At 66.7% G+C, this 12,251-nt stretch carries 11 protein-coding genes; 1 reads left to right on the top strand and 10 read right to left on the bottom strand.

What is annotated here, in order from left to right; genetic code table 11:
• The first annotated feature begins 4 nt into the window (after positions 1–4).
• Complete coding sequence (locus E0H50_RS13710; RefSeq protein WP_165547113.1) at positions 5–1,765, top strand: ATP-dependent DNA helicase; 1,761 nt, start codon at positions 5–7, stop codon at positions 1,763–1,765.
• A gap of 448 nt (positions 1,766–2,213) precedes the next feature.
• On the opposite strand, the gene E0H50_RS13715 is transcribed toward E0H50_RS13710, so the two are convergent.
• The 10 genes from E0H50_RS13715 to E0H50_RS13760 form a co-directional block, all read right to left on the bottom strand.
• On the bottom strand, positions 2,214–3,320 hold the full coding sequence (locus E0H50_RS13715) for a hypothetical protein (RefSeq protein WP_131287849.1): 1,107 nt from the start codon (positions 3,318–3,320) through the stop codon (positions 2,214–2,216).
• 234 nt (positions 3,321–3,554) lie between these two features.
• Positions 3,555–3,932 carry a hypothetical protein gene (locus tag E0H50_RS13720; RefSeq protein WP_131287852.1) on the bottom strand — a complete coding sequence of 126 codons (378 nt, stop codon included), beginning with the start codon at positions 3,930–3,932 and terminating at the stop codon, positions 3,555–3,557.
• Complete coding sequence (locus E0H50_RS13725; protein ID WP_202868128.1) at positions 3,929–5,218, bottom strand: type IV secretory system conjugative DNA transfer family protein; 1,290 nt, start codon at positions 5,216–5,218, stop codon at positions 3,929–3,931. Before E0H50_RS13725 ends, E0H50_RS13720 begins: the two co-directional genes overlap by 4 nt.
• Before the next feature lie 461 nt (positions 5,219–5,679).
• Positions 5,680–7,083: an ATP-binding protein gene (locus E0H50_RS13730; RefSeq protein ID WP_131287861.1), complete on the bottom strand. Its 1,404-nt coding sequence runs from the start codon at positions 7,081–7,083 to the stop codon at positions 5,680–5,682.
• Positions 7,083–8,519, bottom strand: a complete 1,437-nt coding sequence (locus tag E0H50_RS13735; RefSeq protein ID WP_131287864.1) for an SCO6880 family protein — start codon at positions 8,517–8,519, stop codon at positions 7,083–7,085. Before E0H50_RS13735 ends, E0H50_RS13730 begins: the two co-directional genes overlap by 1 nt.
• A complete protein-coding gene (locus E0H50_RS13740; RefSeq protein ID WP_131287867.1) occupies positions 8,516–9,700 on the bottom strand; it encodes a TrbL/VirB6 family protein in 1,185 nt (394 codons plus the stop codon). The genes E0H50_RS13735 and E0H50_RS13740 overlap by 4 nt, the downstream gene beginning before the upstream one ends.
• Positions 9,701–9,711: 11 nt before the next feature.
• Positions 9,712–10,038 carry a DUF6112 family protein gene (locus E0H50_RS13745; RefSeq protein ID WP_238150950.1) on the bottom strand — a complete coding sequence of 109 codons (327 nt, stop codon included), beginning with the start codon at positions 10,036–10,038 and terminating at the stop codon, positions 9,712–9,714.
• Complete coding sequence (locus tag E0H50_RS13750; protein ID WP_131287871.1) at positions 10,035–10,637, bottom strand: CHAP domain-containing protein; 603 nt, start codon at positions 10,635–10,637, stop codon at positions 10,035–10,037. The genes E0H50_RS13745 and E0H50_RS13750 overlap by 4 nt, the downstream gene beginning before the upstream one ends.
• Positions 10,634–11,407 (bottom strand): hypothetical protein, encoded by a 774-nt coding sequence (locus E0H50_RS13755; RefSeq protein WP_131287874.1) that lies wholly within the window; start codon positions 11,405–11,407, stop codon positions 10,634–10,636. Before E0H50_RS13755 ends, E0H50_RS13750 begins: the two co-directional genes overlap by 4 nt.
• A 48-nt stretch (positions 11,408–11,455) precedes the next feature.
• A complete protein-coding gene (locus E0H50_RS13760; protein ID WP_131287877.1) occupies positions 11,456–12,181 on the bottom strand; it encodes a hypothetical protein in 726 nt (241 codons plus the stop codon).
• Between the last annotated feature and the right edge of the window lie 70 nt (positions 12,182–12,251).

The raw sequence follows: 12,251 nt of genomic DNA on the forward strand, positions 1-12,251 counted from the left end.
CGACATGATCCAGCAGACCCAGTACGCCGCCACCCTCGCCTACAGTGGCCGTCGCAAACGCCGCCACCAGCGCCTCACCGCTCAGCTAGCGGCGCTGCACGCAGAACACGACAAGTGGAACTTCCGCACCAACCAACTCATCATCGTCGACGAGGCCTCCATGGCTAGCACCATGGAACTCGCCACCCTCGCTCGCGCCGCCAACACCGCCGGCGCGAAACTCCTCCTCGTCGGCGACGACGCCCAGCTCTCGGCAGCCGACACCGGCGGCGCCTTCCGCCTCATCGCCAAAGACACTCAAGCCGCGGAACTGACCGACGTCTGGCGCTTCACCAACCCCTGGGAGCGCGACGCAAGCCTCGCGCTCCGGCGAGGTGACATCACCGCCATTGACATCTACGACGGCCACAACCGGCTCACCACCGGATCATCAGAAGAGATGGAGGACGCCGCGTACAAAGCCTGGCACGCCGACGCCAGAGCTGGCCGGTCCAGCCTGCTAATCGCCGCCGACAACACCACCGTCGCCCGCCTGAACGACCGCGCCCGCCTGGACCGCATCACCACGGGCGAGGTCGAACCCGACGGCATCGAGCTCCACAACGGCAACCACGTCGGCCTCGGCGACCACGTCGTCACCCGCCTCAACAACCGCCGGCTCCGATACGGCACGACCAACTTCGTCAAGAACGGCGACCACTGGACGGTGATCCAGCGGTGGCCAGACGGCTCGCTCTCCGTCCAGAACCATCGCGGAGACACTGTCACCCTGCCCAGCGGCTACGTCCAGGAATCCGTCGAACTCGCCTACGCCACCACAGCCCATCGAGCCCAAGGCGCCACCGTCGACGCAGCCCACCTCGTCGTCACAGACCAGCTCACCCGGGCCCTGATGTACGTCGGCATGACCCGCGGCCGCCACACCAACGCCGCCTACGTAGCCACCCACCAAACCACGTCAGACCTTCACGAACCCCACCCCGAACAGACCATGCAAGACGTACTCGACGCCGTCCTCAGCGACCCCGGCGTTGAACAATCCGCCCACGAGGTCATGCGCCGAGAACTCGACAACGCCAGCTGTCTCGATCGCCTTGTTCCAATCCACGAACACCTCTGCCAGCTCGACGCCCAGAGTCGCTACCAGCCGGCAATCGCCTCCTCCGGCCTCGACTCAATGGACCGGGCCGCACTCCAAGCCTCTCCGGCCTATGGCCCCTTCATCGCGCAGCTACGCCGCGCGGAGAATGCAGGCATCGACGTCCCAGAGCTTCTGCGTCGCGCCGTCAACCAAACAACAACCGCCAACGCCCATGACCTCGCCGCAGTCCTTCACGCCAGAGTCGGGCGGCTCATGGCAAGGTATCGGTGCCAGGGCGCCGCACCAGAAATCGCCGGCCTCGTCATACCGGCGATTCACGTCAACGACCCCACGCTGATAGGTCCGCTCAGAGAACTCGAGGCGCAGATCGCCCAGCGCGCCGACTGGCTGGCGTCAGAGGCAATGTCCGAAAGACCCATCTGGCACCAGCAACTGGAGGAATCGCTGACCGCGACCGAGGCACTCGTACGCGACATTGCCGCCTACAGGGAGCGATACGGCGTGCACAGCGCTTCGCCGCTCGGCACGACACCTTCAAGCGATCAGCGCCTCCAACGCCGTCAATACGAGCGTTTGCTGTCTATGTTCCGCACCGCACATTCTGGTGCCGTCGAACGTCATCCTGAGCGCACTTTGCCCGCCGCGCACGATGCAGATCGGTGACAGCATGAGCGAACCTTGGCGCCAGACACCACGATTCCGGGCGTAGCGGCTGCCAGGTGTGGCGCCATGCTCGTACCGACATGCCGAAGAGCGTCAACCACTCCACGAGACAGACTCATGCCGCGGCGAATAGGGGATTTTCTAGGGCAGGCGGGATGGTGTTGGCACTACGTTTGGTCCCGATATCGACATTCGTGCGACTCGGGATCATCCTGGTTCTGTGATCGACCGCCGTGTTCCGGGGCCTCAGAAGGGTGAACCTGTCTGGGTATGTCCGCAAGCCCCAGGTGATGCCAGCCTGAAGAGACGCGGTAGCAGGCCGCCAGAGTGCCCACGGCATCCCGGCGAGTTCCTGGTCGCGCCCAGGGCTCCGAAGGTTTGATGCGCTCCGCTGCGCCAAGTACCGAGCACCGGACTGAGCATCCGTGCTCTTGGGGCTCGCGCCCGGTCACGGCTGTGCCTCGTCCGTCGCTGCGCCGTGGCGGTCGTCGTAGTTCGCGATGGTGACGAGCAAGCTGCCGTAGTAGCGGGCGCTAGCGACGGCGGCACGGTAGACGGTCCACACGCTCAGCGCCGTGATGCCGACTGCGGCCACGCTGTAGCCCCAGTGAACAGGGATGAACCGAAGAACAGCAATCACGCCCGCAAGCATTAGTACCAGATACATCGTGCAATACAAGTCCAGTCGGCCGCGCTGTTCATCATGTGAGGAGCGCAAGGAGGGCGGCAGTGAATCGAAGACTTGATCGACGAGTGACTCAACCGTCTGGCGGCGAGTCTCGTCCTCATAGCGACGCAGCACATTGCCAAGGCGGGTGGGCATGATGTTCCGGTGGACCGGGAAATCGTCCAGCTTGAGCTCCAGATTCACCCGGCGGCGCAGGAGTTCACCGGGAGCTAGTAGCCGCCAGTCCAGTTCGTCGACTCTGCTCTGTTCCTCGTCGGTCAACTCAAGGCGCGATTCCTGCCGGTTCGACAACTCGGATCCAGCGGCGGACCTGCTACCCAGGATCTGAACCTGCAGAACGGCGATCATTTCCCGTGTGAAGTCTTCACGCGCTGCGATCTGCCGCTTCGCCCGTTTCCATGCAGCCTTGGTGAACCTGGCGTGCCGCTTCGCGAGATGTTTGTGATGCTTGCGCCATCGCTCAGCTCTGGCGTCGGCGAGCCATTCGAGTGGGCGGCTCACGCCCCAATACCCCTCGAGTAGTCGAATGGACTCGAAAGCGAACGCCTGTGTGAGCATGGTCAGCACGACCACGGCCATCACGAGAAGCACCAGCCCACCGAGCGAAGTGTTGCCCATCGCACGCAGAGCCAAGGGGATGGCGACCCCAGGGTCCAGTGAGGGTTGTCTGCCTTCAAGATCGCTGCTGCTCCCATCCAACACTGCACCAAGCTCCATGACGAACAGGGTGAGGAGCGCCAAGGCCGCAGACGGCAGCCATGCGCTGATGGAGAGTTGTTCCAGAATCTTGGCGGCAAGCTGAGAGAGTGACTTCGCAGCGCTCTGTATCGCTCCGCCGGCGCCTCGGTTGACGGTCTCGTCTGTCACAATCCGAGTCTTACGCGGCAGGCATGTTTGAACGTGCAGGCGGGCCTTAAGGCAGTTCGTGTCGCACGAGGAGATATGAGGCACGCCCCGGACATCGCAAGCGATCGAGCAGTGCGCGCCCCTCGAACGCATCCACCACCACCGACGCCGAGATGACGAAGGTCTGCAGACAGCCCGGCTCATGGCTGGCGACCTAGCGTGAATTCATCTTGCCGCTTGGTCTGCTGCCTCCGGTCAACTGCCGGCTTGGGGGCGGTGCGTCGTGCGTGTGCAGCCGAGGAGGGAAGTCCAGTCTCGGAGGCGGCGGAGGGCGAGGGTTAGGTCTCGATGGAAGGCCAGCGGCTCAGATGGGGCTGCGTCGGGTTGGTAGCTGGATTCCCAGAATGTGCGGAGGGCTGAGAGTTCTTCGACGATGGCGCCGTGGTGGGGCCAGCAGGCTGGGATGACTTTGTGGTCGAGGGTGTAGCGGGTGGTGGCCCAGGTGACCCAGTCGGCGAGGCGTTCTAGTTCTTCGGTGGTGCTGGTGGGGTCGAGGTCGCGCCAGCAGACGACGTACGGGTCTGTCGGTGGGGCGAACGCGAGTGCGCGGGCGAGGTCGTCGTCGGGGTTCATCGGAGGAGCGATCGGCCGATGCTGCCGCGGATTCGGTCGGCGTCGGGGCGTCCGGTCCAGGGCGTCATCGTGAGCAGGATGGGTGGGGCGGTTCTGGCCAGGAGAACGCCGGTGCCGAACGGGAGCGTGCGGATGACGTCGGGCGGGAGGATGGGGATTCGCCGAGTGCTGGTCGACGTCGTGCGGCCGCCGTCTGGGCCACGGCTCCAGTTGCGGATCTCTTCGTCGCGTTCGCCGCAGACGGCTGCGAGGTCTTGGAGGTCGCGGGGTTGAGCCGAGCCGCCGAGAATGAGGCGGAGGGTGGCGGCGTCCCACATGGCGGCTGCGGCTTGTTCGCCCCAGCGTTCACGGGCTTGGGCGAGGGATTGGATGACGACGTGGGTGGAGATGCCGGTGCCGCCACCGTCGGCCATCAGCCCGGGCAGGGAGGGAACGGCGCAGAGGTTGGCGATCTCGTCGAGTACCAAGGCAAGCGGTGGTTCGAGGCGGCCGCCAGGGTTATGCGCGGCGAGTTGGCGGGCTGTTTCGGTGATGTCTTCGAGAAGGGCTGCGATGAAGGCCGAGGTGGCGCTGGCGCCTGCCCCGGTGCCGAGGAGGTAGATGGTGCCGCGTTCGCGGATGAACGAGGCTGGTTCGAGGCCTTGGCCGGGTGGTGGGTCGAAGGATCGTCGTACGGCGGGGTCCGCGAGCGCGGACAGGGCTGAGCGGACGCCGGCCCAGATGGCATCGCGGGTGCGGCCGTCCATGCGGACGATGCCGTCGAGGGTGTCACCCCAGCCTTCGGCAGCGTCGTCAGAACGGTTGAGAATCGTGACTGCTTCGGTGGCAGAGGCTGGTTCGAGACTCCAACGGTAGAGCTGTTCGATGCCCGTGTCGTCGAGCGCAGCGGCGTGCAGAAGTCCACGGAGCGCCATTTCGGTTTGGCCGTGCCAGAAGGCGCCATCGGTGACGCCGCCTTTGGTGAACCCTGCGCCGGCTGCGAGGCCGCTGGCGCGGACCATCGCCGTGGTGGGGTTCTCGCAGCCGCGGACGGGTGACCAGCGGATGCCCTCGGTGCGGCCGAGACCTTGCGGATCGAACACAGCAACGGGTCCGATGTCACGGCGGAGCTCGAGGGTGGCGGCGAGGTTGTCGGGTCGGGTCGAGGTCGTGACCACTGCGCCTGGTGCGTCGATAATCGCGCCGATGATCTGATGGAGGCCCTTGCCGGAACGCGGCGGGCCGACGTCGATGCGTGAGTCCTCGACGGACGCCCAGCATTCGCGGCGGCGGGAGTGGCCGAGCAAGGTTCCGACCTCACGCGCCGATCTTGTGGGCGCTTGGGGTCGGGCTGACCGTCCTCGTCGTACGATCTGCCGCCGACCGACGGCAGCCTCGACTTCGGCCCCGGTTGCCAGCCCTGGGCGGGCCGCGAGCGCGCGTCGTCGACTTGTCCGGCTGGATCTCCTTCCCTGGAACAGCCGGATAGCGAGCAGTCCAACGGAGAGAGGAACCAGGACGAGAACTGCGAGGATGCACCAGTAGGTGACAGGGCCGATCTCTGTCGCGGGGAGACCGAAGGCGCGCGCTGGCTCGCCCGGATGTCTGACGACCCATAAGGCGTCGATCCACTGCGATGTGACCCAGCGACCGGCCGAGATTAGGCGCGTGAGTCCGCCTGCCAGATAGCAGATGCCGGCGCAGCAGAAGAGGATCCCGGCGCCGATGAAGAGGGTCTCGGTGAAGTCTTGTTGGGGCTTTTGCATCTCTACATCCGGGCGTCGGTGTCGAAGAGTTCGACTTCGCGGGCGTGGCGGACGAGTTGTACGACGAAGGATCGGTTGGGCAGGCGCCACAGCGCGCGGCCTTTGGGTAGTTTCGCGATTGTGGCGATCTCGACGTCGGTGAGGCCGAGCAGGCTCGCGGTGCGGGAGAGCTGGTCAGGTTCTTGCCGGAGCATGATTCTGGTGGAGCAGTCGGCGAGCAGTCCTTCGGCGAGGGCGCGGGCTTCGGAGCCGAGGTCGCCGACGGCTGCGAGGTCGGACAGGCGGTGGACGATGAGGATGTTCGAGACGCCCCACGCCCGGGAGAGTTTCCACTGCTCTTGCATGCGGCGCAGCAGTGCGGCGTCGCGCATAACGCGCCAGCCCTCGTCGTACACGATGTAGCGGTTGCCGCCGGCGGGGTCGGCGACTGCGGCTTCGAGCCAGGACGACGCGCAGGCCAGGGTGAGGCGAAGGGCTTCGTCGTTGCCGCCGCTTCCGAGCCACGAGGAGTCGAGCGTGACCATCGGCAAGGTCGGGTCGAACTCGGTCGTCGACGGACCGTCGAACATTCCGGACAGGTCGCCGTGGACGAGACGGCGAATCGCGTGAGCGACCTCGCGGCCGTCGTCAGTCAGGTTCGTCGTGCGTAGGCCGGCGCGCTGAGCGAACGCCGAGTCCGGGGTAAAGAGTGCGACGACCACGTCTGGGATCGTCGGCGTGGTGACCTGGCTGGACACTGTGTCGAGCGCCAGGTCGAGCGCCGTGTGTTCCACAGCAGCAAGCGGCCGGCCGAGCGTCGACTCGGCCAGCGTGCCCAGCAAGGCTCGGCGACGAGACCAGGCGATCCGCTGCCACTCGTCGGCCTGCACGGTTGCCGGCTTGCGCCCGGCATCGAGCGGGTTCAGTCGAGTTGCAAGTCCGGGACCGAGCTTGATCGTGGCACCGCCCATCGCCTCGGCAACTGCGGTCCACTCCCCCTTCGGATCACATGGGACGTATGCCTTGTGGCCGAGGGCAAGGGAACGGGTGATCAAGGCCTTGGCCGTCGAGGACTTGCCACTGCCGATGACGCCCGCCAGCAAGACGTTCGGGTTGGTGATGACTCGGCGCTGGTAGAGCTCCCACGGGTCGTAGACGAACGAGCCGCCGCTGAACACGTCGGACCCGATGTAGGTGCCGTCGGCACCGAGTCCGCCTTCGGCCAGGAACGGGTAGGCGACCCGCAGCACCCTGGTCGTGGCTCGATGGGTGTCGACACGGAGCGGCCGACCGCGGCCGGTCCCCGACTCGCCCTCGATGGCACTTGGCCGCGGCCTTGCGGGTACGTCGTGCTTCGCCCGCCGATTCGCGCGCCTGGTGACACGGTCAGCACCCTCGCTCTCGTAGTACACCGAGTGTCGAGTCATCAGAGCCCAACCCCCAACGGCAGGGCCGCGGCGATGAAGCCTTCCAGCTGCTGACCGACTAGCCGCCGCAGATCGAGAAGTGCCTGTGTGGCGGCGATTTCGATCTCCATGCATGCGTCGTCCAGTGCCTCTTCGGTGTCGGCCGAGACGACGAGCAGACCGAGCCACCGCACATCCCCGTGGCCGGCCGCGAGGTCGCGCTCGCGTTGGGCTACGTCGGCGTCGAGTTGGCGGTCCTGCTCGGTCTCCAACTGCCCGATCCTTGAGCGAGTGGCTCGATCGCTGACGCGCTCGACCTGGTGACGGCGCGCATCGCGTAGCGCCTTGGCCATCGGGATCGGCTGCAGCACCAGCGTGAACGTACGGCGGATGCCTGGCTTCAACAACAGCGGGCTGAGGAACGACGGCGTCGCGCGGATCCGTGGCCATTCGGTGATGACGTACACGCGGTGAAGGGACGAGTCCGTCCGCAGCCGATCCCACGTCGCGTCGACCGCCAGCGGCGCGGCGTCGACCGCGTCGAGAGCCTGCGGGTTCGGCACCGTCCGAGTGGCCACCGGGTCGAAGGCAGTACGCAGACTAAACGCGATGTCTCCAGCGCCGAGCCAAGCACCAGCCACCCCCGCAGCAGCGAGCGAGGTCTGGAACGCTCGTGCCTCGGACTCCAGGACTGCGGTCGCACCGGTCAGACCGCCGCCGTGCTTGCGGACCTCACGAGATACGGCGTCGAGGTTGACCGCAAAGCTGAACAGCGTCTCGTGTCTCGCCGCGGTCGGTGCTGCCTGGGCGAGCAGGTCGGTGTAGATCGCGCCGGCCGGCGTATGCGGATCCAGCTTCCGCGTCTTGGCCCATTGTCCGAGCTCATCAGCAGGATCGGGGAGCGTGCGTTCCAGGATCTGCGCGCGTGCGATCCGGTTGCCCTGGCACAGGCCGGCGATCAGCTGCCCGTACGCCGCAACCCGCCGATCCTGCTCATCCGCGTTCTGCAGGAGATGTGCCGGGCCTTCGATCCGTGCCACCGCAATCAGCCGTCGACGCCGCGGATCGTGTACGACGCCAAACCCCGAGGCCGCCGTCAGGACACGCAACGTCCCACGCTCCCCCGGCAACTGCAGACGACCGTGCTGGCGCGGCTCGAGCACGCGAGCGCGGTACGACTGCTGACCGCGAAGCGATCTCCAGACGTGGATCGCGCGGAGGACCAACCATCGATACACGGGAAGCTCTTCGGCTCGACCGAACGCCACGGCGACGCAGGCGGAAGCTGTCAGCAGTCCGCCGAACTTCACGACCGCGGACATCTGGGTGAGGAAGGACAGGGTGACGAGGCCGATCGCAGTCAGGAGCAGCGCGACCTGCACCGGTCGGAGCCCAAGCAGCACGGCGTGCTGCTCAGGCCGCGGAAAGCGGGTCGAGAGCATATCGGGGTTTGTCACCGCGTCTCACCGCCTTGGCCATCGCTGTCGCCGTGACTGCCGGGCTCGTGATCCGCCCCCGGACCCACGGACCGATCGACTGACGCCTGAGTGGTGCCCGCGACATCGGCAGGCGCGGTCGCAGGCGACGAATCCGGTCCGATGTCACTCCCGGGCTGTCCCTGAGTAGAGGGATCGTTGCCCGATGCGGTCTCGTCGCCTGACTCGCTGTCTCCGCCGACGACAGGACCCGGCCCTGATTGGCCGCGGGAACCGGTGAAGTCGAACGCAGCCCAGCGCTGGGCCTGTTCCAGACGATCCTTGATCGCGGACGCGCCCGCTGTTCCTTGCTGCACGGCGTACAGGGCGCTCTGCCCTTGATCGCCGGCCCAGTGAATGAACGAGTAGGTGGCCAACGGCGCGAAGGCGGCCATCGCGAGCAGCAGGCTTCCGGCCAGGAACGTGCCAAGGCTCGAGTCGCCGGCCTGGTCGGTGTTGCCGATGGCCGACAGTCCCATGGTGAAGATGACGGCCATGATGATCTTCGAGAACAGCAGAGCGCCGACGACTTCGATCCAGCGACGCAGCCAATGCCGGGTCGCGTTCCAGGTCCAACTGGCGAGCGCGATGGGTGCTAGTACGACGAAGGCGACGAGTGCTACCTCGCGGACCAGCATCACGAAGTACAGGGCCATCGTCGCGAGGATCGCGAACTCGATCGCCATGATCAGAAACCCGCCGTTGGTGGCGTGCCCGAGCACCCTCGTGATGTCGACGATGCGCCGGAAACCTTGGATGGTCGCGGGGTTGTGGCCGAGGATCGTGGAGGCGATCTGATCGACCATATGCCCGCTGGCCACGACCACCGCGATCGCGAATGGCACGCCCGCCGTACCCAGGAGGGCTCCGAACAGCGCGGAGCCGAGGCGCGCGGGCTCGCGGCGGATCGCGGCCGCCGCGCATTGCAGGACGAATGCGATGACGAGCAGCGGCAACGAGATCGTCACGATCATGTCGAGGTTGTCTCGCCACCACGTCTGGTTGAAGTCGGGCGTCGTACTGGCACTGAACTTGTCGAACACGTTGATCGCCATGTCCGAGAGCCCCTTGGCCATCCAGTTGGCGACGATGTTCCAGGCTGTGCCGTCGACTGCATCCCGCGCGCAATCGGCCGGATTCAGCAAGCAATCCTTCCAAGGCATCGGCGGTCCTTTCAGCTGATGCTGATGCCGCTGAAGAAGCGGATCAGGGCGTTGGCCGAGCCGATCAGGATCGCCGCACCGAGCGACGCAAGGACACCGATCCGGCCCCGGCTCGCGACGTGCGCGTTGCTGTTGATGTTGCCCAGGGCCCATGCGGCCGCGGAGATGATCAGTGCGACCACGCACGACACGAGCGCGAACGTGATCGTCGCGCCGGCCAATGTCTGTACGGCGGGAAGCCCCGGCAGACCGTAGGTGTTCGGCTTGACGCCCGGGTCCTGCATGATCACCAGCTGCCGAAGCGATGCGTTGCCTTGGAACACGTCGATTTCCTTCACGTAGTCGAGTAGATGGGCGGCGCCCAGCCGAGGTACGTGGCACCCCACTGGGACTCGATGAGTGCGAAGTCGACGAGGTACACGCCGCCTTCGCCAGGGATGGTGTCGCCGATGTCGTTCGAGACGATGCGGTCGTCGCCGACGTACACCGCGACGTGGCCGTACGGTCCGCCGGTGTCCCAGAACACGAGAGCACCAGTGGGCGGTAGTCGGTCGCCCGGGTGCGCGTTGTTGGTGGCAACCACTTGGCGCCACTGCTCGGCGGCCGAGAAGTACCCGGCACGAGGCCGGCCCCAGATGTTCGCCGCCAGCCGCGCACACAGCTGGTAGTAACCGTGACTTCCGACCAGGTTCATCGCCCGAGCAACGGCCTGATCGGCTCCAGCAAGCGCGCCGCCCGCGTCGGACGGCGTCTGGCATTCGGTCGGGGCCGGAGCCAGGCCAGCCGAGGCGGGCTGGCGGGGGTTCGGGCTGCTCGGGGTGTCGGTGGTTGTTGTCTCAACGCAACCTTCGGTGTCGCGCGCGGCAAGCGCGATCGGAGCGATGAGCGCCGTGGAGGCGAGCAGCAGCACCGATGCGAGGGCCACTTTGACGATCACGGGGACACCTGTGCAGTCGCAGACCAGAAGCGGCAGGTTGGCGTGCAGACGACGGCGACCGCTGCCTGCCGGTCCAGGAACCTGGTGTCGGTGTCCGTGATCACTGTCTGCTTGCCGTGGATGACGTAGGCGTGCCAGCCGGGCAGTGCCTGGCCGCGGTTGATCATTGCCTCGAGCGCCGGTGTGACCTCTGCGGTGATGCCGCCGACCACGGCGTGGGCCTTGCTCGACTGCAGTTGGTCCCACTCCGCCCACTGCGGCAACAGGCTCTTGGCGACCTGGGGCGCGGCCGAGGTCGGATCGGCGAACAGGCTGACCGCGTTCTGCCAGTCGACATAGCTGTGCCGAGAGGTGTCGTAGGTCCAGATCGCCCGGGCATAGGCGATGGCGAACGCGCGCGGGTCAGTCGTGGTCGGACGTGCCCAGGCCTCCAGCTGCCTAGGCGCCTCGACTGGGTAGGTCGTGCCGCCCGTGCTCGCCGTACCGCGCGTTTCGTCTGGGCTTTGCCAGCGCGCGACCACCATGGCGATCAACGCGGCCACGCCAACGACAGCCAGGATCGCGACCGCGACCCTGGGCCGGCTCGATGACTTCACAGGCATTCCTTTCGTGGTGAGCTCGGTACGGCGTACCGCCGCGGACCCGGCGGCTGCCACCAGCTGCGGGATGATCCACGCCGCCACGAAGAGGTGGGAGGCGAGTTTGAACGGCGCGCGGCAGCACTGGACGAACAGGTGATGGCTGGGTGGACGAAGGTGGATGCTGGTCATGCCGGGTCTCAACGGATTTGCCCGGGAGACTTTTCGTCAGGCGGCTCGTCAAGCTGCGGCGAGCCACTCGACGCCGGCCGCTCGGCGGAGGCCGAGACGGCTTGGTCCGCTGAAAAACCGCTGGTCACCGCCGGCTGCGGCCCGGATCCATCGCCGTACGCCGGGATCGTTGAAGACCTCGTCCGGAGCCTCGCCAAGGGCCAGTCGCGCGAGCGCCGACGGCCTGCCGGCCCCGCCTCGGAGCAACCAGGCCAAGCCCTCCGCCTGCTCGGCCGTCGCACGCGCTCGCCGAAGGCGCGCGATTATCCCCGCGCGATAGTACGGCGGTCCGTCGGCTGCGACGCGGATCAGCCGGCGGCCGACCGCAGCCGGCAAACCCTCGCTCTCCAGTTCGTACGCGATCCGCTCGAGATGCGGTCCGAGGGACCAGCGATGCGTAGGGCGCGGCTCGGGAAGCCGGTGTGTCAACTTGTGTCGCCGGTGATGCAGAACCGTCACACGGGCTGCGTCCAGCAGCCGCCACCGCACCAACTTGGCCAAGTAGCCCCACGACACCCCATCCGCTGGCGGCGCAGTCGCCAACTCAAGACACCGCTCCCAAGCGATTACTCGCGCCATCTGCTCGGCCTCGTCACGCCCCAGCACGTCCCGCAACCGGCCCCACAGCGGCACAACGATGTGAGACTCGATCTCCTCGGCCAGCCGCCGCGAAGGCTCCGGAGCCCACCCCGACCGAGCCGCCTCCGCGATCAGTTCCTCCAGGTCAACGTCCATGCCCACAATCTGCTGTCCGCCGCCCCGATCCAGAACCTGGATCCCGCGATCAAGGACTCCTGGAAATCTC

The sequence above is a fragment of the Kribbella sindirgiensis genome, from assembly GCF_004331435.1.
Lineage (GTDB): Bacteria > Actinomycetota > Actinomycetes > Propionibacteriales > Kribbellaceae > Kribbella > Kribbella sindirgiensis.

Excerpts from the sequence above, each read along its gene's own strand:
- E0H50_RS13710 (WP_165547113.1), top strand. The coding sequence starts at position 5 with ATGATCCAGCAGACCCAGTACGCCGCCACCCTCGCCTACAGTGGCCGT.
- E0H50_RS13720 (WP_131287852.1), bottom strand. The coding sequence starts at position 3,932 with ATGAACCCCGACGACGACCTCGCCCGCGCACTCGCGTTCGCCCCACCG.
- E0H50_RS13730 (WP_131287861.1), bottom strand. The coding sequence starts at position 7,083 with ATGACTCGACACTCGGTGTACTACGAGAGCGAGGGTGCTGACCGTGTC.
- E0H50_RS13740 (WP_131287867.1), bottom strand. The coding sequence starts at position 9,700 with ATGCCTTGGAAGGATTGCTTGCTGAATCCGGCCGATTGCGCGCGGGAT.
- E0H50_RS13755 (WP_131287874.1), bottom strand. The coding sequence starts at position 11,407 with ATGACCAGCATCCACCTTCGTCCACCCAGCCATCACCTGTTCGTCCAG.
- E0H50_RS13760 (WP_131287877.1), bottom strand. The coding sequence starts at position 12,181 with ATGGACGTTGACCTGGAGGAACTGATCGCGGAGGCGGCTCGGTCGGGG.